Below are 20,486 nucleotides of genomic sequence, written 5' to 3'. Positions count from 1 at the left end.
GTCGCCGGCGACGTAGGATGTAAGAGTCGCGCAAGCGGCGATGTTCATTACACATCCTTGCCCCGACCGGGGCAACCAGAGCCAGGCCCGGACGGGCCGGAAGGACAGCACCGTCATGACCACGCAGCTCCACCTCGCCTACGGGATCGTCGAGGGACGCATCCACTCGGACGAGGATCCCGCCCAGCGGCGGAGCATCCAGCTGGCCCGCCGCCAGGAGCGTCGCGCCCGCCGCGCCGCGCGCCGTACGACGCGCTGATCCTGCTCGATCCGGCGGGGCGCCGGTCCCTAGGCTGAGGGCATGAGCGATGCCATCCCCAGCCAGCCGAGCACCCCGCCCACCGGCCCCGAGACGCTGCGCAGCGTCGGGCTGACGAAGATCGGCGAGGGGCGCTTCAAGGCCACCAACGCCCGTGGGGGCGAGACCTTCATGGGCTCCGGGGGAGACGATCCCGACTTCACCCCCGTCGAGCTGCTCCTGGCGGCCATCGCCGGGTGCAGCGCCATCGACGTCGACCTCATCACGCGCAAGCGCGCGGACGCCACGACGTTCGAGCTCACCTGCGAGGGCCACAAGGTCCGCGACGAGCACGGCAACCGCCTGACCGGGCTGCGGCTGACCTTCGACGTGCAGTTCGCCGAGGGGCCCGAGGGTGATGCCGCCCGTGACGTCCTGCCGCGGGCCATCGGCCAGTCCCGGGACCGGCTGTGCACCGTGAGCCGCACGGTCCAGGTCGGTGCCGACGTCACCTACGAACAGGCCTGACGTACGCCGCGGTCGGTGCCATGCTGGCGCGATGAGATCTCGTGCGGCGGGCATGTGGTGGGGGATGGCGATCGAGGCACCGGACCCGGCCGCCCTGGCCGGCTTCTACTCCGAGCTGCTGGGCTGGCCGGTCGTGCACAGCGAGCCGGGGACGACCGTCGTCGCGACGGCCGAGGCCGGTCCGTTCGTGGTGTTCCAGCAGGCGGAGGGGTACGAGCCACCGGTGTGGCCGCCCGCCGAGGGTCGGCAACGGCCGATGATGCACCTCGACGTGCAGGTGGGCGACCTCGAGGAGGCCGCTCTCGAGGCGGTGGCGCTCGGCGCCACGCCCGCCGACACGCAGCCGAACCCGCAGGTGCGGGTGCTGCTCGACCCGGCCGGGCACCCGTTCTGCCTGTGCCTGGACGAATGAAGCCGGACGAATGAACCCGGGCGCGTGAGCGCCGGTCCTGCCCGCGAGTCAGCCGACCGTCACGCCCGAGATGGTGACCTCGTCCTTGGGGGAGCCGTCGGGGCCGCCCTCGGCGGTGCCCTTCGCGGCGATCTCCTCGAGGAGGGCGACACCGTCCTCGTCGATCGTGCCGAACTCGGTGTAGACCGGGTCGAGCACGCCGGAGTCGGCGTACACGAGGAAGAACTGCGAGCCGCCGGAGTCGGGGGCGCTCGTCTTGGCCATGGCCAGGACGCCAGGTCCGTACTTCTCGGTGCCGTCGACCTCGTCCGGGATGGTGTAGCCCGGCCCGCCCATGCCCGAGGCCGTCGGGTCTCCGCACTGGAGCACGTAGATGCCCTCGGTGGTGAGGCGGTGGCACTGGGTGTCGTCGAAGTAGCCCTGCTCGGCCAGGGAGAGGAAGTTGTTGACGGTGCACGGCGTCCGGTCGGCGTCGAGCTCGATGGCGATGTCGCCCACGTTGGTCGAGATGGTGCCGCTCACGGTGCCGGACGCGGTGGCCTCGGCGGGGGGCGGCTCGACGGCCTTCGCCGGCTCGGACGCGTCCTCGGGGTACTCGCACGAGGTGGCGTCGGCGGCGGGCTCGTCGCTGGGGCTCTCCGCCGGGGTCGACGCACCGGTCGAGGAGTCGACCGCCTCGTCGTTGTCGGCCTCGTTGCCGCAGGCGGCGAGCAGGGAGAGCGCCAGCAGGGCGGCGGTCGCGGGCAGCAGTCGCTTCAGCATGCGTCGGATCGTACTCAGGGGCCGGGTGGACCAGACCGTGTGCCTAGGATGTGCGCGTGAAGCAGGATGGGATCCTCAGGTTCGACAACGCGACGGTCCTCGTCACCCTCGCCACGTTCCTGCTGCTGCTGGGGTGCCTGCCGCTCGCGCTGCGGCTCGACGAGCGGATCGACCGCAACCGCCCCATGTACGCCGACCTCGCGCGGATGACGGTCCTGCAGGACAAGAGCCTGCTGGACACGGGCAAGGCGGTGCCGGTCGAGCTGGCCGGGGGCGAGTCGACGCAGGTCAACGACGTCGAGTTCGTCGCCTCCGACGGCGTCTCGGTCGTGGTGAGCGGCGTCGACGGGGACACGGCGTACTGCATCACGGTCCGCAACGAGCACGGTGCCGAGTCGGACCAGCACTGCAGCTGAGACCGTGCCGGTCAGCGCCCACGGTGAGACGGATTAGTCCGATTACCGCTCGTTCTTTACCATGGAGAGCACACCTCTCGTCCTTCGTGGTAAGGATTCCCCCCGTTGAGCTGGCGTGCCTTGATGCACTCACGCACCGTCCTGGTGCTCGGAGTCGCGGCGAGCGTCGTGGTTCCCGCCGTCACCCTGCCCCGCCTCCCGCACGTGAGCCTGTGGCCCGTGCTGCTCGGCCTCCTGCCGTGGGTGCTCGGCAAGTACGTCCTGTGCCCGCTGCGGTGGCGCGTGCTCACCGATGCCGGGCTCGACCGGCGTTGGCACCTGCGCGCGTACGCCGAGTCGGAGCTGCTGGGCCTGCTGACCCCGGGGCACGTGGGTGCGGACGTCTGGCGCCTGCACCGACTGACGCGTGCCGGCCTGGGCCGCGGTGACGCCGTGATGAGCGTCGGGATGGACCGGCTGGTCGGGGCGATCGGCCTGGCGGTGTTCGTGGGCTTCGCCGGCGCGGCGCTGCCGACCCGGATGCTGCTCGGCGCCCTGGGCGTGGGTGCGGTGGCCGTGGCCGCCGCGCTGGTGGTCCGCCGCGTGCGGCCCGAGTGGCTGCCCAGCGCCCAGCTCCCGCGGCCCAGGCAGCTGGCGCACGCGCTCCTGCTGTCCACGGGCTACCAGCTCTCGATCGCGGGTCTCCTGCTCGGCACGGTGGCCGCCACCGGGCACACCGTCTCACCGCTCGCGGTGCTCGGTGCGTTCGGGGCCAGCCAGCTCGCCGGTGCCGTGCCGGGACCCAACGGCGCGAGCCCGCGCGACGCCGCCCTCGTGGTGGCGCTGGTCGCGCTCGGCGTGCCGTGGGTGGCCGCGACGGCCGCGGTGACGCTGAAGGCGGCCGTGGCCTGGCTGCCCGCCCTCGTGCTCGGTGGCGTCAGCCTGGTGCTGACCCGGCGGGCGCTGCGTGCGGCCCACCACCCGCAGCTGGCCTGAGGCCGCGCCGCCCACCAGCGGGCGGACCGGGGCGAGCGACCAATGGCCGGGTCGTGTCGGGACCATCGACTCCCGCACCCGGCCGGTGCCGGCGCGACCATGGACACAGACGGTCGAGAGTCCACACGGGAGCGGGGACGACATGGTGCAGACGCGCCCACTCGCCCGATGGACGTTGCCGGCACCGCTGCCCTTCGTCCTGTGGCAGACCGCCCTGGTGGTCTGCGCGATCTTCGTCTACTTCCGCGTCCGCGGGCTCACCGAGTCCTCGATCAGCGCGGCCCAGGCCCACGCCGACGACCTGGTGCGCTTCGAGCGCTGGCTGGGGATCGACGTGGAGGCCGACCTCCAGGCGCTGGTCGCCCCGTCGGAGACGGTGCAGACGATCGCCAACTGGGTCTACATCTGGGGCCACTGGCCCGCCATCATCGGCACCATGGTCTGGCTGGTGTGGCGCCACCGCGTCGTCTTCGTGCGGCTGCGCAACGCGATGCTGGTCTCCGGCGCCCTGGGGGTGGTGGTGTTCGTCAGCTACCCGGTCGCACCGCCGCGCCTGGCCGGGCTCGGGCTGGTCGACACGGTGACCGAGCAGTCCCGGGCCTACCGCGTCCTCCAGCCGCCCGCCTTCGTCAACCAGTACGCCGCGATGCCGAGCCTGCACTCCGGCTGGGACCTGCTGGTGGGCATGGCCATCTTCGCGGCCGCCTCCTCGGTGGTGCTGAAGGTGGTCGGCCTGGCGATGCCGGTGCTGATGGGCCTCGCGGTGGTGGCGACGGCCAACCACTACGTCGTCGACGTCGTGGCGGGGGTGGCGCTCGCCCTGGTCGGACAGGCGGTCGCGCTGTGGCTGGAGCGGCGCCGGGCGCGGGGGAGGGCGGTCTGAGTGACGGTCCTGGCCATCGCCCACCGCGCCGGCAACTCGCTGGCCGGGCTGCACTCCGCCAACCGCCTGGGGGTCGACGTCATCGAGTGCGACGTCCACGACTACCGCGGCCGGCTCGAGGTCCGTCACCTCAAGACGGCGGGCCCGCTGCCGCTGCTGTGGGACCGCTGGGAGCTGGCCTCGGCGTCGGCCCCCCGGCTCGGGCTCGACGAGATGTTCCTCGCCGACGACCACGGCACGACCTTCATGCTCGACATCAAGGGGCGCCGGGCCGCGGCGGCGGTCTCGGTCGCCCGCTTCCTCCACCACCGGGGGCACCACGGCCCGGTGCTGGTCTGCGGACGCTGGTGGCCCTCGGTCGAGACCGTTGCCCAGCTCTCCTTCGTCCGGCCGGTCCTGTCGGCCCGGACCCGCGGCGAGCTCGCCCGCCTGCGCCGCCGGCTGGCCGCCGGGCCACCGGTGCACGGCGTCTCGGTCCACCGGTCCCTGCTCGACGCGGCCGTGGTCGCCGAGCTGCACCGGCACGTCGAGGTGGTGATGACGTGGGCGGTCAACGACCTCCCGACCCTTGACGCCGTGCTCGCCACGGGGGCGAGCGGGATCATCAGCGACGAGCCCGCGGTCCTGGCCGAGCTCCTGAGGCGGCGGGACGAGGGCGACTGAGCCGGGGCTCAGACCGGGGCGCGGTCGAGCATGGAGGCGAACACCTCGGCGTACTGGATCAGGTGCCGATCGCCGAGGAACCGGTCCAGGACCCGCAGGTGAGCACCGTGCCCCAGCCGGTCGGCGGTGTCGCGGTCGCGCAGCAGCAGGTCGACCGCCGCCGCCATGGCGTCGAGGTCGTGGGGGTCGTCGAGGAGCAGTCCGCTCACGCCGTGCTCGACCTGGTCGCGGATGCCGCCCACGGCGGAGGCGACCACCGGCCGGGACTTCCACATCGGCTCGGTCACGGTGAGCCCGAAGCCCTCGACCAGGCTCTTCTGCACCACCACCGACGCGTGTCGCTGAAGCGCGTTGACCAGGTGCGCGTTCTCGTCGACGTCGTCCATGGGCAGGGCCGTCAGGTGCACCCGCGCCCGGGTGGATGCCGACAGCCTCGCGCGAGCCTCACGACAGGCGGCGAGGACCGCTGCCCCCTCCGGGTCGTCCGTCACACCCGACACGTCGGGCCCGGCCAGCAGCAGGTGGGCGTCGTGGGGCAGCAGGCGCAGGTTGTCGACGAAGCCGTGCAGGACCCCCTCCATGTCCTTGAGGAGGTCCCACCGGCTGACCTGGAGGACGACCCTGGCCGATGCCGGGATGGGGTGGTCGTCGAGGACGAGGCTCTCGCGGGCGCGGACGCGGCCGGTCCCGGCGCTGCGGCGGGAGAACCCGGGCCCGCTCCGTGCGGTGGAGGTGCCCACCAGGCCTGAGACCTCGAGGGTGGCGCGCACGTCCTCCTCGCTCATCTCCGCGTTCTTGGCGCTGAAGGGGTCGAGGGACGGTGCCACCACCCAGAGCCGGTCCTGCGCGACCCACGCGGGTGCGTAGGCCCGCCGCGAGAAGACGAACGCCTCGGCCCCCTCGACGTACGGGCGCAGGAAGCCCCACCCGAGGTCGGTCCGCTCGCTGGCGGTGTCGGAACCGATGTGGCACCGCCACGCGACCGTCGCGCCACGCAGCGCCAGCTCCTCCTGGAGGCCCGCGGCCTGCGGGTCGTGGAGCAGGACGAGGTCACCGGGCCGGATCCGCCGGCGCAGGTCGGGCAGGTTGCGCGCGAGGACCTCCTCGTAGTGCGCGCGGGCCCGGTCGTCGAGCTCGAGCCCGTCGCCGGGGGAGCCGTGCAGGAAGTTGTGCAGCCGCTTGGTGACGGTGAAGAACTCGCGGTCCGCGTCGAGCACGAGCCAGCGCGTGTCGACGCCTGCGCCGCGCCCGTACGCGATGAGCACCTGGAGCAGCTCGGCGACCCCGCCGCCGTGGGCGGTGGAGCTGATGTTCCACACCACACGACCCCGCAACCGCTCGGCAGCCTCGACGGCGTGGGCGCGCAGGGCCTGCGCCCGCGCCGGCGGGAGGATGCGCCCCAGGCGCTCCAGGTCCAGCGGGTCGACCCGCACCTCGTACATGGCCTCAGATCTCCTCGGGCACCATCTGGATCGCCCCGGAGGGGCACTCCGCGACGCAGATCCCGCACCCCTTGCAGTAGTCCAGGTCGATCAGGTATGCCTTGGGATCGCCCAGCTTGAGCACCGCGTTGTCCGGGCACACGCCGTAGCAGTTGTCGCACCCGAAGCAGTTGCCGCACGACAGGCAGCGTCGGGCCTCCAGCAGCGCCGTCGACTCGTCGTGGCCCAGCACCACCTCGTCGAAGGTCGACTCGCGTCGTGCCCGGTCGAGCACGGGCCGGTGGGCGCGCGGCGCGTCGGAGTAGTACCAGGTGTTGAGGGTGTCGAAGGTCGCCAGCGCCGGGCGTACGACGGGTTCCGGGGCCGTGCCCGACAGCCAGTCGTCGATGTGGTGCGCCGCCCGCTTCCCGTGCCCGACCGCGACCGTCACCGAGCGCTCGAACGGCACCATGTCGCCGCCCGCGAAGACGCCCGCGCAGCCGGTCATCATGTCCGGCCCCACGGCCACCACCCCGTCCTGGACGACCAGGTCGGGCACCCCCTCGAGCAGCGAGAGGTCCGTCTCCTGGCCGAGGGCGAGGATGAGCGAGTCGGCCTCGAGCTCGTCGAGCTCCCCGGTGGGCTGCGGGACGCCGGCGCCGTCGAGCTCCATGCGCTCCACGACGAGCCGGCCGGCGTCGACCTGGGTGATGGTGGTGAGCCACGTGAACAGCACGCCCTCGTCCTCGGCCTCCGCGATCTCGGACTCGTGGGCCGGCATCCGGTCCTTGGTACGGCGGTAGACGACGACGGCCTCGGCCGCGCCGAGGCGCTTGGCGGTCCTCGCGGCGTCCATCGCGGTGTTGCCGCCGCCGTAGACCGCGACCCGTCGGCCCAGCAGCGGCTTCTCCCCGGTCTCGAGGTCCCGGAGCATGTCCACGGCGTCGAGCACGTGGGCGGCCGACCCGGCCGGCACGTAGGCGCGCTTGCCGAGCTGGGCTCCGACGGCGAGGAACACCGCGTCGTACTCGCTGCGGAGGGCGTCGAGGTCGGTGACCTTGGCGTCCAGCTCGAGGACGACCCCGAGGTCGAGGATGCGCTGCACCTCGGCGTCGAGCACGTCGCGCGCGAGGCGGTAGCGCGGGATGCCGAACCGCATCATGCCGCCCGCCATCGGGCCGGCCTCCTTGATGGTGACGGCGTGCCCGAGCAGCGCGAGGTGGTACGCCGCCGCGAGGCCTGACGGTCCGGCGCCGACCACCAGGACGTGCCGCCCCGACGGTGGGGCGGTGACCGCCACGGTCCAGCCCTGCCGGATGGCCTCGTCCCCGATGAAGCGCTCGACGGAGTTGATGCCCACGGCCTCGTCGAGGTGGCCGCGGTTGCAGGCGGTCTCGCACGGGTGGTAGCAGACGCGGCCCATGATCGCCGGGAACGGGTTGTCCTCCATGATCCGGCGCCACGCGTGCTCGTAGCCGGCGCCGCCCTCCTCGCCCTCGTAGAGCCAGCCCTGGATGTCCTCTCCGGCGGGACAGGCGTCGTTGCACGGCGGCATCCGGTTGGTGTAGACGGCGCGCTCGGTGCGCCAGGACCCGGTCTTGTTGGCGCGGCTGCTGCCCACGTCGAGGGTGATCGCGAACGGCTTGTCCATCACTCGTCTCCTTCTCCGAGCAGCCCGAAGCGGGCGATGTTGCGGTCGGCCCTGGCCTGGATGCGTGCGACGACGTCCGGACGACCCGGGTCGCCGAAGAGGTGGGCGTAGCGCCCCTGGGGCCGCAGGTACTCCTCGACCGGGACCTGGCGCCTGATCCTCGACACCTCGGTGACCTCACCGTGCTCGGCCTCGAAGACGGGGAAGACCCCGCTCTCCTTGGCCAGTCGCGCCAGCTTGATCGTGTCGGCCGCCGCTGCCCTCCAGCCCAGGGGGCAGGGGACGAAGACGTGGAGGTAGCGGGCGCCGTGGAAGCTCATCGCCTTCTCGACCTTGTACTCGAGGTCGCGCAGCTCGGCGACGGTGGCCGTGGCGACGTACGGGATCTCGTGGGCCATCGCGATCAGCGGCACGAACTTGCCCTGCCCGAAGACGTTGCCCGGCTCGGGACCGAGCGCCTTGGTGGTGGCGGTCGCGGCACCCGGGGGAGTGGCACCGGAGCGCTGCACCCCGGTGTTCATGTAGCCCTCGTTGTCGTAGCAGACGAACAGGACGTCGTCGTTGCGCTCGAACATGCCCGACAACGCGCCGAAGCCGATGTCGACGGTGCCGCCGTCGCCGGCCTGGCCGACGACGCGGCTGTCGTCACGTCCCGTCGCCCTGAGCGCGGCCGCAACCCCGGACGCCACCGCCGGACCGTTGCCGAAGAGCGAGTGGAGCCAGGGCAGCTGCCACGACGACTCCGGGTAGGGGGTGGAGAACACCTCCAGGCACCCGGTCGAGTTGACCGCGACCAGCTTGCCGTCGGTGGCCCGCATCGCGGCGTCCAGGACGTAGCGGGCGCCGAGCGCCTCGCCGCAGCCCTGGCAGGCGCGGTGACCGGAGGTCAGCGAGTTCGAACGGCCGGTGCGCGCCTGGACGGAGCGCTGCTCGGGGTCGAGCAGCCGGTTGCCGGCGACGAACGTCCCGGCCTGGTAGAGCTTGATCTCCTGGAACGGCATCAGCCACCTCCGTGGGGCGTGCCCGAGGCGACCGTGCCGAGGTCGCGCAGCATGTGCTCGGCGTGGGGTCCCGAACGCCGACGGGCCCGGGAGCGGGCCAGCTCGCGCTGCACCAGCTCGACGTCCAGGTCGAGGAAGTGCAGGTGGCTCGCGTCGAGGCGGTCCGCGACCACGTCCTCGAAGAGGCCACGCAGCGAGGTCCGGGTGATCGGACGACCGCCCAGCCCGGCGACCACGTCCTGCACCACGACCGGCAGGCCGCGCGTGGCGTCGCGGACGTTCTGCCCGACGATGCCGCCGGCGCCGACCGCGAACGCCCTCTCGACGACCACGACCCGGGTGGCGTCACCCAGGGCCGCGCGCACCTCGTCGTGGGGCCACGGCCGGAAGCAGGTGATGCCCAGGACGCCGATGCGGAACCCGTCGTCGCGCAGGGAGTCGACGACGTCCTCGATCGTGCCGAGCACCGAGCCGAGGGCGACCACCACCGTCTCGGCGTCCTCGAGGCGGTAGCGCTTGAGGAGCCCGCCGGAGTCCCTGCCGAAGGCCCGCTCGAAGTCGGCCGCGATCGCGGGGACCTCGTCGAGGGCCGCCACCTGGGTGGCGTGCACGAGGTACTTCACCTCGGCGAACGCCTCGGGGCCGACCATCGCGCCGATGGTCACCGGGTCATCGGGGTCCAGCAGCTGCTGGGGGACGAAAGGTGGAAGGAAGGCGTCCACCTGCTCCTGGGTGGGCAGGTCGACCTCCTCGAAGGCGTGCGTGAGCACGAAGCCGTCCATGCACACCATCACCGGCACCGAGAGCGACTCCGCGAGCCGGAACGCCTGGACGTGCAGGTCCACGGCCTCCTGGTTGGACTCGGCGTAGAGCTGGATCCAGCCCGAGTCGCGCATGGCCATCGCGTCGGAGTGGTCGTTCCAGATGTTGATCGGCGCGCCGATGGCGCGGTTCGCCAGTGTCATCACGACCGGCAGGCCCAGACCGGAGGTGTTGAAGAGCGCCTCGGCCATGAAGAGCAGGCCCTGGCTGGACGTGGCGGTGTAGCTGCGGGCTCCGGCCGCCGAGGCCCCGATGCACGCCGACATGGCGCTGAACTCCGAGTCGACCAGCAGGTACTCGCAGCCCGCGAGCTCCCCGGTGCGGACCCGGTCGGAGAGGGACTCCACGATGTGGGTCTGGGGGGAGATGGGGTACGCGGCGATCACCTGCGGCCGGCACAGGGCGACGGCCCGGGCGACCGCCTGCGAGCCCTCGAGCTGGCTACGCACGGGCCGGCCCCACGGCGGCGGTGCGCACGTGCTCGTACGCCGCGGTGGCGGCGCTCGCGTTGTCGTCACCGACGTGGCCGGGGAAGCGGTCCCGGATGGCGTCACAGACCGAGTCCAGCGAGACCTCGCCGGTCAGCGCCGCCAGCGCACCGAGCAGTGCGGCGTTGGGCAGCGGACGGCCGAGATGCACCCGGGCGATCTCGGTGGCGGGCACCGCGACCACGTGGCCGTCGGGAAGCTGCTCGACCAGCTCGGCGAGCCCGAGCCGCTCGAGCGGGGCGGAGGTGTTGACGACCAGGTAGCCCTCGGGGGACAGGCCCGCGAAGAGCGCCACCTGGTGCAGCAGCGTCGGGTCCTGGACCACCACGGCATCGGGGTCCATGACGGGCTCACGCAGCCGGATCGGTCGGTCGTCGATGCGGCAGAACGCGACCACCGGCGCCCCGGTGCGCTCGGACCCGAAGGTCGGGAACGCCTGGGCGTGACGCCCCTCGTCGAAGGCCGCCACCGAGAGCAGCTCGGCCGCCGTGACGGCGCCCTGGCCGCCTCGTCCGTGTATGCGTACGGAGAACATGGGCCCCTCCTCACAGCTCGGGGTGGTCCGCGTCCAGCCTCGCCCCGACGTCGACGGCCGGACAGGGGAGGGGGACTGTGGTCGGGGGGTCGTTGGTCCCGGCGGATCAGCGCGCCAGCGCCTCGAAGGCCCGGTAGACCATGAACGCCGGCCAGAAGAGGCCCTCGAAGATCGCCCACACGTGCTCGAGGAAGCCGTCGGCCTGCTGCCAGAACCAGACCAGCGCACCGAAGATCCCGAGGCCGTAGATCGCGCCGCCGCCCGCCGCAGCTCCTGCGTTGTTGTCGCCCATGAGTCCTCCCAGGTCCGAGGCCAGCCTCCTCGGGGACCACCGCCCGGCGCAGGAGGCGAACGTCCCGAACGGGCGTCCTCCGTTTGTATCTTTGCAGTTACGTAACGGATCGGGTACGTTATGGCCATGGATGCGGTGCTCCAGGCCCTGGCTGACCCGAGTCGTCGTACGGTGCTCGCCATCCTGCGCGACCACCCGGCGTCGGCCGGCGAGCTGGCCGACGCGCTGCCGATCGCCCGGCCCGGGGTGTCACGGCACCTGCGGGTGCTCCGCGAGGCCGGGCTGGTGGACGTACGGCAGGAGGCGCAGCGCAGGATCTACAGCCTGCGACCGGAGGCGCTCGTCGAGGTCGACGAGTGGCTGGAGGACTACCGCGCACTGTGGCGCCATCGTCTCGATGCGCTGCACACGGAGATCGCACGAGGGAAGAGGACCCAGTCATGAGGATCATCGGGACGATGCGGGCGCTGGACGAGAGCAGGGGAGTCGTGCGCGTCGAGGACGTGCACGACACCGACATCGACGACCTGTGGCACTCGTGCACGTCACCGGAGCGACTGGCCCGGTGGATCGCCGAGGTCTCCGGGGACCTCCGGCCCGGCGGCACGGTCCAGGCGGTCTTCACCAGCACGTGGAGCGGGCCCGCACGGATCGACGCCTGCGACGCCCCGTCGCACCTGCTGCTCACCATGGAACCCGGCACGGACGACGAGACCCAGGTCGAGGCGTGGCTCACCGCGGAGGGGTCGCGGACCAGGCTGGTCGTCGAGGAGCGCGGCCTGCCGGTCGACTCGTTGCCCGCCCACGGGGCCGGGTGGCAGGCACACCTCGAGGACCTGGCACGTTCACTGGCCGTCGCCGGTCCGGCCCACGTCGACGGGTGGTCCGACCAGGCCCCGGCGCCGGCGTGGAGCGCACGCTGGTCGGAGCTGGCTCCGGACTACCGGGACGCACCGGTCGGGTGACGGCGAGTCCCGGTCGGCAGCAGGAGGAGCAGGCGCTCACGGGGGAGGTCGGAATGACACCCGTGTCGTCCCGCTCCAACTCGGATTGACATAATGTCAGTTATCGGCGAACTGTCCGGGACTGTGGGACGGCGGTGGCTCCGGCCCGTCCGGCGGACCGCTCGGGCTTCCTAGGGATGGCTCTGGCTCCTCGACCCTTGCGTCGATCAGCGCGGCCGCCCACGAGGCCCGGCTGTCGGCGTCGATGAAGAACGCCCGCGTGAGCAGCGTCATCGGCACGGCCAGCAGTGCGCCGAGCGCGCCGAGGAGAAATGTCCACACGACCAGCGACATGAAGGTGATCTCGGCGCTCAGCCCGACCGAGTTGCCGACGATGCGCGGCTGGATGAAGGTCTGGATCGTGACGTTGAGGACGCTGTAGACCAGGACCACCCACAGCACCCCCTCCCACCCGTCATCGAGCAACGCCAAGGTGGCAGGCGGAAGGACGCCGATGACGAAACCGATGTTGGGGATGAAGTTCGTGAGGAACGAGAAGAACCCCCAGACCAGTGGGAGCGGGACGCCCAGCAACCACAGTGCCCCGGCATCGAGCACGCCGACGATGGCGCCGAACAGTGCGGTCATCAGCAGGTAGGTCTGGGAACGACTCACGAACGTCCCCATGGCCGCCGCGAGCTCGGGCTTGGTGCGTCGGAAAGCCGTCATGCGGGGGGCGAAGCCGGGTACCGCGGCGACGAAGAAGAACAACAGGGTCACCAGGAAGAAGAGGAATCCGAGGGCACCGAGGATCCCCGAGGTCAGGTCGACCAGCACGCCGGCGAGCTTCGTCGGATCCAGTTTCGAGAGCGCGTCGCTGGTCGCACCCGTGCTCAGGTCGAGCTGCGCGAGGCCGTCCTCAGCGCTCTTGACGAGGTCGTCGGCCTGCGTGGCGTAGGACGGGAGCAGGTCGGCGAACTTGATCAGGCACGCGACGCTGCCGATCACCATCACCACCAGGATCAGGTACGCCGCGGCCAGGGCGGTGACCGTCGCCAACCAGCTCGGCCAGCCGTGCTTGCGCGCCCATCGACCGATCGGCAGCACCGCGATGGCGAGCACGAGGGCCAGCATCGACGGCGCGATGATCCCTGCGGCCGCCTTGATCCCGATGCCCGCGGCAACGACGCCGAGGATGCCGAGCAGCACGACGATCGATCGCGGCAGCGTCGTGGTGGCACCGCCAGGACCTGGTGCGGAGCGAACCCGGCCGGCCTGCTGTGGCATGACGTCACACTAGCCCCGCCGACATGCGTCGACTCAGGTCTCGAGGCCGAGGGCGATGACGAACAACCCGACGAGGATCGTCAGCACGCCCCCGACTGTGCTGTGGTGACGCGACATCCACCCCTTGGCCCGGACGAGGCGAGGCACGAGTCGCTCGGGCAGCAGCATCGTGGCGACGATGGGCCCGACGACGGTGCACGTGGCCAGCGCGGTGTAGAAGATGGCCAGGACGAAGTTCTCCTCGAGGTTCAGCCGCGCCCCGCTGATGCCGAGCCCGGCGGCCGCGGCCAGGAGCAGCGACTTCGGGCGGAGGTTGAGTGCCAGCCCCACGCCGAGCACGGGGATGGTGCCCACGGACGCGAGACCGTCGATCCAGCCCGCCTGCTTGGCGGGTTTCGGGCGATGTCGTCGTACCAACGTGACGACACCCATCAGGACCATCGCTATGCCCACGGTGACCAGCAGCTTCTCGACGAGGGCGTCGTGCTGGCGAGGACGTCCGGGCAGGGCCTGGCTGGCGACGGTCGCGATCGTGACGACCGTGAACGTGCCGAGGACGGTGCCGACGGCGAAGGCGGAGCCGGAGTGGTTACGACTCTCGGCGATCAGGATGAAGATGGTCACGGTGATCGTGATGGTGCTCAAGGCGGCCGCGATAGCGAGAGGCACCAGCTGAAGAAGCACCCGATCCATCGTGTCCGCCCCTCCGTTCTCCACGTATAGCCGACCCGGGGGCTTGCCGCAAGACCCCCTGCGCGCTGGCACCTGCTGCGTCGCTCTGCAGGTCGGCGCCGTAGACGAGCGCCGGGCTGCCGTTCTTGTGCACCTCGCGCTCCAGCGCCAGCCCGATCTTCTCGGCCACGCCCCGGGACGCCACGTTGGCGGGACGGATGATGGCGATCAGGTGCTCGAGGCCCGACCCGGCGGCCGCGGCACGGACGGCGCCGGCCGCCTCGGCGGCGTACCCCTGCCGGCGCAGCGACGGGCTGACGTGCCAGCCCGCCTCGACGAGCCACTCCCCCTCCACCTCCTGCATGGTCAGGCCGCAGTCGCCGACGAACTGCCCGGCGTGCGTCTCGACGACCCAGAGGCCGAAACCGCGCTCGGCGTAGTTGTCCAGGTTCCACTCGATCCAGCCCTGCGGACCTCGCGAGCCGCCCAGGTCGAGGGTGGCGATGTCAGGAAGGTCGGTCCGCGACATCTCACGGAACCGCAGCCTTCTCGTCGGGGACGGGAGCACGTCGACACGCTACAAGCGGCAGCGCGCCTGCCGCCGTTGGACGTGTGACCGTTTATGGGATGGCGCGTTGGGTACGACGCCCTGCACGTGCTTCCTTCTCGGGAACTCCACTGTGTCTAGTGGATTTGATGGGTTTGGCCTTTCCCCGTTAGGGTCGCCGCGATTCCCAGACCCCGAATCCAGGAGACACCGTGTCCCACCTGACCAGCATCCGTCGTCGCCACTTCCTCCAGCTGCTCGGCGCCGCCGGCGCGGCGTCCCTGGCGGGGTGCGCCGGTCCCGGCAGCCAGGAGTCGGGCCGCCAGACCACGGCGGCCGCCCTCAGTTCCGATGCGTCGGGCTCGATGATCTTCTCCCACTGGCGCGCCGAGGACCAGCAGGTGTTCGACGACCTGCTGACCACCTTCGCCAAGACCTACCCCGACATCTCGGTGACCCAGGACATCGCGCCCTCGGCCGACTACCAGGCCAGCGCGCTGCAGCGGTTGCGCAGCGGCGACACCGGCGACGCCTTCCCGACCTTCCGCGGCGCCCAGTTCAACGCGTTCGCCGACGCGGGCGTGTACGCCGACCTGGGCGACCTCGACCTCGTCGGCAACTACCCGGACGAGCTCGCCGCCATCGGCCGCGCGGACGACATCCAGCTGGCCGTGCCGTACCAGGTGGTCTTCCTCGACCCGGTCGTCAACCTCGACCTGCTCGACAAGGCCGGTGTCAGCGAGGTCCCGACGGATTGGGACGGCTACCTCGCCATGCTCGACGCGCTCAAGGGCACCGGCGTCGTGCCGTTCGGCTGGCCCGGTGGCGACACCGGCAACCTGGGACAGCTCGTCAACACGATGGTGATGAACAACGCGCCCAGCGACGACATGTTCACCCAGGTCGGCGCCGGCGAGCTCAAGCTGACCGACGACTGGTTCCTCAAGACCCTGGGCCAGTACGCCGAGCTGGCGCCGTACATGCAGGAGGGCGTCACCGGCACCCTGCACGACACGCTGCTGCAGCGGTTCGCGAAGGGCGACGTGGCCATCATCGCGAGCGGCTCCTACGCCATCGCCCCGGCGCGCGCCGCGGGTGCGAAGTTCCCGGTGGACCTCGCTCCCCCGGTCACCGTGGCCGCCGACGAGGCCCGTTACGTCGGCGTGCACAACGCGACGTTCCTGCTCGGGGTCAACTCGGCCTCGGAGAACCAGGACGCCGCCGTGGCGTGGGTCGACTTCCTCAGCCAGCCGGAGAACGCCTCGGTCTACGCCGACGCCACCGCCCAGCACGTGGGCGTCGAGGGCGTCACCTACGGCAACGCCGACCTCAAGCAGCTCGAGCGCTGGCTCACCGCCGACACGTTGCTCGCGCCCCGGTTCCAGCTCCTCGACCTCGACGTGCAGGCGGCGGTGGACCAGTCGACCGTGGCCGTCGTGCGTGGGACCAGCCCCGAGCAGGCTGCCGAAGAGGCCCAGGCGATCGTCGACCAGCAGATCGGATGAGCCGCCCTCCGCGTTCCGCCTCCTCGTGGCGGGCGGGGCTGCGTCGCGACCTGCCGTACCTGCTGTTCGTCGTCCCCGCGGTGGCGCTGTACGGCTACTTCTTCGCACTGCCGGTGCTGCAGTCCTTCCAGTACGCGACCACCGACTGGGACGGCGTCAGCGCGACGTACGAGACCGTCGGCCTCGACAACCTCACCCGGGTGCTCGGGGACGACTCGCTGTTCACCAACGCGCTCACCAACAACCTGTGGTTCCTGCTCACGGTCGTGGTCGTGCAGACCCTGATGTCGCTGCTCCTCGCGGTGCTGCTGGTGCGCAACACCCGACCCTCGACGTTCCTGCGGGCGCTCTTCTTCGTGCCGGCGATCCTCTCGTCGGTGTCGGTCGCGTTCGTGTGGTCGTTCATGTACGAGCCGGGCGACGGACTCCTCAACCAGGGCTGGTCGGCCATCGGTCTGGACTCGATGCGCAGCAGCTACCTCGGCGAGCCCGGCATGGCGATCGTGTACGTCGGGCTGGTGCAGGCCTGGGCGCACATCGGGCAGCTGATGATCATCTTCATCGCGGGACTGCAGCAGATCCCGGCCGAGCTCTACGAGGCGGCGGAGCTGGACGGCGCCGGCACGTGGACCCGCTTCCGGCACATCACCTGGCCGCTCATCGCGCCGGCCACGACGATCGTGGTCTCCTACACGACCATCCAGTCGTTCAAGGCCTTCGACCTCATCCTGGGCCTGTCGGGCAACCCGCCGTCGGCATCCCTGGACATCCTCTCGACGCGCATCTACACGACGTACTCGGACTCGGAGTTCGGCTACGCCGCCGCCCAGTCGATCATCTTCATGATCATCATCGCGGCCGTCACGGTGATGCAGCGGCGTGCCCTGCGACTCTCCCAGCAGGAGGTCTGACGTGACCCAGCTCGCCCGCCGCACGGTCCTGGCCGTCTACACGCTCATCATCGTGGTCCCCCTGCTCGTCGTGGTCACCGGCGCGTTCAAGACGCGCAGCGAGCTGGTCGACTCCCCCCTCGGGTTGCCCACCTCCCCCACGCTGGCGAACCTCGACCGGGTCTTCTCGACCCAGTCCATGGGCACCGCGTTCCTCAACAGCGTCATCGTCACCCTCGCCGCGGTGCTCGTCTCGCTCTTCGTGGCCAGCCTGGCGGCCTTCGGGCTGGCCCGGATCCGGGGACGCTGGGGGTGGCTGGTGTTCGGCTTCCTCGTCCTGGGGATGGCCGTGCCGGCCCAGACCGCGATCGTCCCGCAGTACGTCCTGTTCCGGCAGCTCGGGCTGCTCAACAGCCTGACCGGACTGGTCGTCGCCGAGGTGGTCGTCAGCCTGCCGGTGGCGGTCTTCATCCTCACCGGCTTCATGCGCACCCTGCCCGGCGAGCTGTTCGAGGCCGCCAGCATGGACGGCGCGGGACCGTGGCGGACCTACCGCAGCGTCGTGCTGCCGCTGTCGCGGCCCTCGCTCGCCGCGGCCGCGATCTTCCTGTTCGTGATCACCTGGAACGACCTGCTCTACCCGCTGCTGTTCATCTCCACGCCGGACAAGCGCACGCTGCCGCTGGTGCTGCTCGGGTTCAAGGGCGAGTTCCTCACCGACTACCCCGTGCTCTTCACCGGGGTGCTGGTGGCGTCCGCGCCGTTGGTCATCATCTACGTGTTCCTGCAGCGCTACTTCGTCGCCGGCCTGACCGCGGGGTCCGCGCGCTGAGGCGCGGGTCCTGCCCCCTCGTTCTCAACGTATAGCTGACCCGGGGGCTTGCCGCAAGACCCCGGTCGTGGCCCAGAATCCCGGCTCCAGCCCCTCGCCACCCGCTCCGGAGCCGATGCCCGTGACCCCTGTGACCACCGATGTCTTCGCCCTGGCCTCCCACCCCGCCAAGGCCGATCCCGCGCTGATCGGCCCCGACGAACGCCACTTCGCCGCGCTGGCGGCGAGCCTCGAGCACTCGGTCGCCGACCTCACCCGACGGCTCGACGAGGCCCGCCGCGCACCCGGCGGCACCGGACAGGCCGCGATGGACCGCGACCTCGAGGTGCACCGGCTCACCGCCCGCCTGCGCCTGCTGCGCCGATTCAGCCTCGACCTGTGCCTGGGCAGGATGGTCCCTGCCGACGGCAGCGACCCGGTGTACGTCGGGCGCCTCGGCCTCACCGACGCCGGGTCGCGGCTGCTCGTCGACTGGCGCTCCCCCGCCGCCGAGCCGTTCTTCGCCGCCACCCACGCCCGTCCGCACGGCCTGGCCAGCCGACGCCGCTACCGGTGGACGCGCGGGCGGGTCAGCGACTACTGGGACGAGGTCTTCTCCGCCGACGGGCTGGAGGGGCACGCCGCCCTCGACGACCAGTCGGCGTTCATCGCCAGCCTGGGCGCCAGCCGTTCGCCGCGGATGCGCGACGTGCTCGGCACCATCGCGGCCGACCAGGACGCCGTGATCCGCGCCTCGTCCCGCGGTGCGCTCGTCGTCGACGGGGGTCCGGGCACCGGCAAGACGGTCGTCGCCCTGCACCGTGCGGCGTACCTCCTGCACGCCGACCCCCGCCTGGGCGCCGGACGCGGGGGCATCCTCGTCGTGGGACCGCACCAGCCCTACCTCGCCTACGTCGCCGACGTGCTGCCGAGCCTCGGCGAGGAGGGCGTGCAGACCTGCACGGTCCGCGACCTCGTCCCCGAGGGCGCCACCGCCGGCGATGAGGCCGATCCGGAGGTGGCCCGGCTGAAGGCCGGTGCCGCGATGGTGGCGGCCGTCGAGCCGGCCGTGCGGTTGTACGAGGAGCCGCCCACCGAGGGCCTGGAGGTCGACACGCCCTGGGCCGACCTCTGGCTCTCCGCGAGCGAGTGGCGGGAGGCGTTCGAGTCCCCCGATCCCGGTACGCCGCACAACGAGGCCCGTGACGAGGTGTGGGAGTCGCTGATGGAGATCCTCCTCGACAAGGTCGACGACGAGGTCCCGGTGCGCGCGCTGCGCCGCACTCTGGCCCAGCACCCGGAGCTCACCGACACCTTCCACCGTGCGTGGCCGCTCATCGAGCCGACCGACCTCGTCGGCGACCTGTGGTCGGTGCCGGCCTACCTGAGGATGTGCGCCCCCTGGCTCGAGCCCGACCAGGTGCGATCGCTCCAGCGCGCGGACCCGCAGGCGTGGACCGTCGCCGACCTCCCGCTCCTGGACGCCGCTCGCCTGCGCCTGGGCGACCCCGAGGAATCACGGCGGCGACGCCGGCGGGACGCGGCCCTCGCCGCAGAGCGTGAGCAGATGGCCGACGTGGTCGACCACCTCGTCGCCACCGACGACTCGGAGATGCGGGTGATGTCGATGCTGCGCGTGTCGGACGCGCAGTCGATCATCGTGGACGAGGCCGCACAGCCCGCCGCCGACCCGGACCTGCTGGCGGGTCCCTTCGCCCACGTCGTCGTGGACGAGGCCCAGGAGCTCACCGACGCCGAGTGGCAGATGCTGCTGCGCCGCTGCCCGTCGCGCAGCTTCACCGTCGTGGGTGACCGGGCCCAGGCGCGGCACGGCTTCACCGAGTCGTGGCAGGAGCGGCTCGAGCGCGCGGGGCTGGCCGACGTCTCGATCTCGACGCTCGACGTCAACTACCGCACCCCGGCCGAGGTGATGGCCGAGGCCGAGCCGGTCATCCGTGTCGCGCTGCCCGACGCCAACGTGCCCACCTCGGTCCGGCGCTCCGGGGTGCCGGTCACGCACGGCCCGGTGGCGGAGCTGGAGCGGGTCCTCGAGGAGTGGCTCGCCACCCACGCCGAGGGCACCGCCTGCGTCATCGGCCACCCGTCGTACCGGGCCCCCGCGCGGGTCCGGTCCCTCTCCCCCGTGCTCGCGAAGGGCCTGGAGTTCGACCTGGTCGTGCTGGTCGACCCGGCGTCGTTCGGGACCGGCATCGAGGGGGCCGTCGACCGCTACGTCGCGATGACCCGCGCCACCGAGCGCCTCGTCGTGCTCACGCGTGGGTGAGGGACCTGCGTGAGCGCCGGCGGCGCAGCGTGCCGGGCAGGGTCAGCACCATGGCGAGGACCACACCGATCAGGGCGCCGATCGAGTTGGCCACGACGTCTCGCGGGTCCGAGACCCGGCCCGGCACCGAGCGCTGGGCGGTCTCGATCGCCGCGGTGAGCGCGACGCTGCCCGCCACAGCCAGCCACCACAGGCGGGAGCCGAACAGCAGCAGCACGAAGACACCGACCGGCACGAAGAGCGCGATGTTGGCCAGGAACTCCACCCGCTCCACGCTGAGCCGCACGGTGAGCGGATCGAGGTCGGGGTACCTCTCCAGCCGCGCGATCACGCGCGCGGCCAGCGCCGAGTAGTCCGGCTGCTCGGACGCCGGGGTCAGGGTCACCAGCCCCACGAAGCCGAGGTAGGCGAAGGTGAGCAGGCTCAGGAAGGGATGGCGGTGGAACACTCCCCCATCCT

24 protein-coding genes are annotated in these 20,486 nt (G+C 71.7%); 13 read left to right on the top strand and 11 right to left on the bottom strand.

The genetic code is table 11. The features are described from left to right. The first annotated feature begins 115 nt into the window (after positions 1 to 115). Genes ASG94_RS21880 through ASG94_RS18140 form a run of 3 tightly spaced genes read left to right on the top strand, consistent with a single transcriptional unit; the run spans position 116 to position 1,178 of the window. Complete coding sequence (locus ASG94_RS21880; protein ID WP_156411692.1) at positions 116 to 259, top strand: hypothetical protein; 144 nt, start codon at positions 116 to 118, stop codon at positions 257 to 259. A gap of 42 nt (positions 260 to 301) precedes the next feature. After that, complete coding sequence (locus ASG94_RS18145) at positions 302 to 766, top strand: OsmC family protein (protein WP_056927885.1); 465 nt, start codon at positions 302 to 304, stop codon at positions 764 to 766. Positions 767 to 797: 31 nt separating this feature from the next. After that, positions 798 to 1,178 carry a VOC family protein gene (locus ASG94_RS18140; RefSeq protein WP_235537323.1) on the top strand — a complete coding sequence of 127 codons (381 nt, stop codon included), beginning with the start codon at positions 798 to 800 and terminating at the stop codon, positions 1,176 to 1,178. A gap of 48 nt (positions 1,179 to 1,226) precedes the next feature. Here ASG94_RS18140 and ASG94_RS18135 read toward each other — a convergent pair whose 3' ends face one another. Continuing rightward, complete coding sequence (locus ASG94_RS18135) at positions 1,227 to 1,940, bottom strand: peptidylprolyl isomerase (RefSeq protein ID WP_056927883.1); 714 nt, start codon at positions 1,938 to 1,940, stop codon at positions 1,227 to 1,229. 56 nt (positions 1,941 to 1,996) lie between these two features. Between ASG94_RS18135 and ASG94_RS18130 the strand changes: the two genes are divergently transcribed. The 4 genes from ASG94_RS18130 (at position 1,997) to ASG94_RS18115 (ending at position 4,877) form a co-directional block, all read left to right on the top strand. After that, positions 1,997 to 2,356 (top strand): hypothetical protein, encoded by a 360-nt coding sequence (locus ASG94_RS18130; RefSeq protein WP_056927882.1) that lies wholly within the window; start codon positions 1,997 to 1,999, stop codon positions 2,354 to 2,356. A 123-nt stretch (positions 2,357 to 2,479) separates the two neighbouring features. Then, the gene (locus ASG94_RS18125; RefSeq protein ID WP_056927881.1) at positions 2,480 to 3,331 is read left to right on the top strand and encodes a lysylphosphatidylglycerol synthase domain-containing protein; all 852 of its coding nucleotides are present in this window, start codon (positions 2,480 to 2,482) and stop codon (positions 3,329 to 3,331) included. Positions 3,332 to 3,473: 142 nt separating this feature from the next. Next, positions 3,474 to 4,214, top strand: a complete 741-nt coding sequence (locus ASG94_RS18120) for a phosphatase PAP2 family protein (protein ID WP_056927880.1) — start codon at positions 3,474 to 3,476, stop codon at positions 4,212 to 4,214. Beyond that, complete coding sequence (locus tag ASG94_RS18115; protein WP_056927879.1) at positions 4,215 to 4,877, top strand: glycerophosphodiester phosphodiesterase; 663 nt, start codon at positions 4,215 to 4,217, stop codon at positions 4,875 to 4,877. 8 nt (positions 4,878 to 4,885) lie between these two features. On the opposite strand, the gene ASG94_RS18110 is transcribed toward ASG94_RS18115, so the two are convergent. From ASG94_RS18110 to ASG94_RS18085, 6 genes are all read right to left on the bottom strand, one after another. Further along, complete coding sequence (locus ASG94_RS18110; protein ID WP_056927878.1) at positions 4,886 to 6,319, bottom strand: glycosyltransferase; 1,434 nt, start codon at positions 6,317 to 6,319, stop codon at positions 4,886 to 4,888. Positions 6,320 to 6,323: 4 nt separating this feature from the next. After that, positions 6,324 to 7,949 (bottom strand): NAD(P)-binding protein, encoded by a 1,626-nt coding sequence (locus ASG94_RS18105; protein ID WP_200958187.1) that lies wholly within the window; start codon positions 7,947 to 7,949, stop codon positions 6,324 to 6,326. Then, positions 7,949 to 8,950 carry a thiamine pyrophosphate-dependent enzyme gene (locus ASG94_RS18100; protein WP_056927876.1) on the bottom strand — a complete coding sequence of 334 codons (1,002 nt, stop codon included), beginning with the start codon at positions 8,948 to 8,950 and terminating at the stop codon, positions 7,949 to 7,951. Before ASG94_RS18100 ends, ASG94_RS18105 begins: the two co-directional genes overlap by 1 nt. Further along, a complete protein-coding gene (locus ASG94_RS18095; protein ID WP_056927875.1) occupies positions 8,950 to 10,221 on the bottom strand; it encodes a transketolase C-terminal domain-containing protein in 1,272 nt (423 codons plus the stop codon). Before ASG94_RS18095 ends, ASG94_RS18100 begins: the two co-directional genes overlap by 1 nt. Beyond that, positions 10,214 to 10,795: a 2-oxoacid:acceptor oxidoreductase family protein gene (locus ASG94_RS18090; protein ID WP_056927874.1), complete on the bottom strand. Its 582-nt coding sequence runs from the start codon at positions 10,793 to 10,795 to the stop codon at positions 10,214 to 10,216. Before ASG94_RS18090 ends, ASG94_RS18095 begins: the two co-directional genes overlap by 8 nt. 106 nt (positions 10,796 to 10,901) lie before the next feature. Next, complete coding sequence (locus ASG94_RS18085) at positions 10,902 to 11,087, bottom strand: hypothetical protein (protein WP_056927873.1); 186 nt, start codon at positions 11,085 to 11,087, stop codon at positions 10,902 to 10,904. A gap of 126 nt (positions 11,088 to 11,213) precedes the next feature. On the opposite strand from ASG94_RS18085, the gene ASG94_RS18080 reads away from it, so the two are divergent. Further along, positions 11,214 to 11,531 (top strand): ArsR/SmtB family transcription factor, encoded by a 318-nt coding sequence (locus ASG94_RS18080; protein WP_056927986.1) that lies wholly within the window; start codon positions 11,214 to 11,216, stop codon positions 11,529 to 11,531. Next, positions 11,528 to 12,052 carry an SRPBCC domain-containing protein gene (locus ASG94_RS18075; RefSeq protein WP_056927872.1) on the top strand — a complete coding sequence of 175 codons (525 nt, stop codon included), beginning with the start codon at positions 11,528 to 11,530 and terminating at the stop codon, positions 12,050 to 12,052. The genes ASG94_RS18080 and ASG94_RS18075 overlap by 4 nt, the downstream gene beginning before the upstream one ends. 96 nt (positions 12,053 to 12,148) lie before the next feature. On the opposite strand, the gene ASG94_RS18070 is transcribed toward ASG94_RS18075, so the two are convergent. From ASG94_RS18070 to ASG94_RS18060, 3 genes are read right to left on the bottom strand one after another with little or no spacing between them, the layout of a single operon-like run. After that, positions 12,149 to 13,318 carry an AI-2E family transporter gene (locus ASG94_RS18070; protein WP_082624334.1) on the bottom strand — a complete coding sequence of 390 codons (1,170 nt, stop codon included), beginning with the start codon at positions 13,316 to 13,318 and terminating at the stop codon, positions 12,149 to 12,151. Between the two features lie 33 nt (positions 13,319 to 13,351). Next, entirely contained in the window at positions 13,352 to 13,942 is a 591-nt protein-coding gene (locus ASG94_RS18065) for a GAP family protein (RefSeq protein ID WP_056927870.1), read from the bottom strand. Then, positions 13,908 to 14,519, bottom strand: coding sequence for a GNAT family N-acetyltransferase (locus tag ASG94_RS18060; RefSeq protein WP_056927869.1), 612 nt, complete (start codon positions 14,517 to 14,519; stop codon positions 13,908 to 13,910). The genes ASG94_RS18065 and ASG94_RS18060 overlap by 35 nt, the downstream gene beginning before the upstream one ends. A gap of 230 nt (positions 14,520 to 14,749) precedes the next feature. Here ASG94_RS18060 and ASG94_RS18055 point away from each other — a divergent pair, with 230 nt between their 5' ends. The 4 genes from ASG94_RS18055 to helR all read left to right on the top strand — a co-directional run bounded on the left by ASG94_RS18055 (position 14,750) and on the right by helR (position 20,027). Next, a complete protein-coding gene (locus tag ASG94_RS18055; protein WP_235537322.1) occupies positions 14,750 to 16,042 on the top strand; it encodes an ABC transporter substrate-binding protein in 1,293 nt (430 codons plus the stop codon). Next, on the top strand, positions 16,039 to 16,953 hold the full coding sequence (locus tag ASG94_RS18050) for a carbohydrate ABC transporter permease (RefSeq protein ID WP_082624332.1): 915 nt from the start codon (positions 16,039 to 16,041) through the stop codon (positions 16,951 to 16,953). The genes ASG94_RS18055 and ASG94_RS18050 overlap by 4 nt, the downstream gene beginning before the upstream one ends. Position 16,954: 1 nt before the next feature. Then, positions 16,955 to 17,764 carry a carbohydrate ABC transporter permease gene (locus ASG94_RS18045; RefSeq protein ID WP_056927868.1) on the top strand — a complete coding sequence of 270 codons (810 nt, stop codon included), beginning with the start codon at positions 16,955 to 16,957 and terminating at the stop codon, positions 17,762 to 17,764. Between the two features lie 121 nt (positions 17,765 to 17,885). Continuing rightward, on the top strand, positions 17,886 to 20,027 hold the full coding sequence (helR, locus tag ASG94_RS18040) for an RNA polymerase recycling motor ATPase HelR (RefSeq protein ID WP_056927983.1): 2,142 nt from the start codon (positions 17,886 to 17,888) through the stop codon (positions 20,025 to 20,027). On the opposite strand, the gene ASG94_RS18035 is transcribed toward helR, so the two are convergent. Beyond that, a complete protein-coding gene (locus tag ASG94_RS18035; protein ID WP_056927867.1) occupies positions 20,014 to 20,475 on the bottom strand; it encodes a VanZ family protein in 462 nt (153 codons plus the stop codon). The two genes, helR and ASG94_RS18035, sit on opposite strands and share 14 nt — an antisense overlap. Positions 20,476 to 20,486 lie beyond the last annotated feature (11 nt).

The sequence above is a fragment of the Nocardioides sp. Soil805 genome, from assembly GCF_001429625.1.
Taxonomy (GTDB): Bacteria; Actinomycetota; Actinomycetes; order Propionibacteriales; family Nocardioidaceae; genus Nocardioides.
The sequence above is the reverse complement of the archived record's forward strand: the minus strand, read 5'-3'. Positions and strand labels throughout refer to the sequence as shown.

Bases quoted from the DNA above. Each gene is read 5' to 3' on its own strand.
- ASG94_RS18135 (WP_056927883.1), bottom strand. From the start codon at position 1,940: ATGCTGAAGCGACTGCTGCCCGCGACCGCCGCCCTGCTGGCGCTCTCC.
- ASG94_RS18090 (WP_056927874.1), bottom strand. From the start codon at position 10,795: ATGTTCTCCGTACGCATACACGGACGAGGCGGCCAGGGCGCCGTCACG.
- ASG94_RS21880 (WP_156411692.1), top strand. From the start codon at position 116: ATGACCACGCAGCTCCACCTCGCCTACGGGATCGTCGAGGGACGCATC.
- ASG94_RS18140 (WP_235537323.1), top strand. From the start codon at position 798: ATGAGATCTCGTGCGGCGGGCATGTGGTGGGGGATGGCGATCGAGGCA.
- ASG94_RS18085 (WP_056927873.1), bottom strand. From the start codon at position 11,087: ATGGGCGACAACAACGCAGGAGCTGCGGCGGGCGGCGGCGCGATCTAC.
- ASG94_RS18060 (WP_056927869.1), bottom strand. From the start codon at position 14,519: ATGTCGCGGACCGACCTTCCTGACATCGCCACCCTCGACCTGGGCGGC.
- ASG94_RS18120 (WP_056927880.1), top strand. From the start codon at position 3,474: ATGGTGCAGACGCGCCCACTCGCCCGATGGACGTTGCCGGCACCGCTG.
- ASG94_RS18050 (WP_082624332.1), top strand. From the start codon at position 16,039: ATGAGCCGCCCTCCGCGTTCCGCCTCCTCGTGGCGGGCGGGGCTGCGT.
- ASG94_RS18100 (WP_056927876.1), bottom strand. From the start codon at position 8,950: ATGCCGTTCCAGGAGATCAAGCTCTACCAGGCCGGGACGTTCGTCGCC.
- ASG94_RS18105 (WP_200958187.1), bottom strand. From the start codon at position 7,949: ATGGACAAGCCGTTCGCGATCACCCTCGACGTGGGCAGCAGCCGCGCC.
- ASG94_RS18145 (WP_056927885.1), top strand. From the start codon at position 302: ATGAGCGATGCCATCCCCAGCCAGCCGAGCACCCCGCCCACCGGCCCC.
- ASG94_RS18110 (WP_056927878.1), bottom strand. From the start codon at position 6,319: ATGTACGAGGTGCGGGTCGACCCGCTGGACCTGGAGCGCCTGGGGCGC.
- ASG94_RS18070 (WP_082624334.1), bottom strand. From the start codon at position 13,318: ATGCCACAGCAGGCCGGCCGGGTTCGCTCCGCACCAGGTCCTGGCGGT.
- ASG94_RS18080 (WP_056927986.1), top strand. From the start codon at position 11,214: ATGGATGCGGTGCTCCAGGCCCTGGCTGACCCGAGTCGTCGTACGGTG.
- ASG94_RS18075 (WP_056927872.1), top strand. From the start codon at position 11,528: ATGAGGATCATCGGGACGATGCGGGCGCTGGACGAGAGCAGGGGAGTC.
- ASG94_RS18125 (WP_056927881.1), top strand. From the start codon at position 2,480: ATGCACTCACGCACCGTCCTGGTGCTCGGAGTCGCGGCGAGCGTCGTG.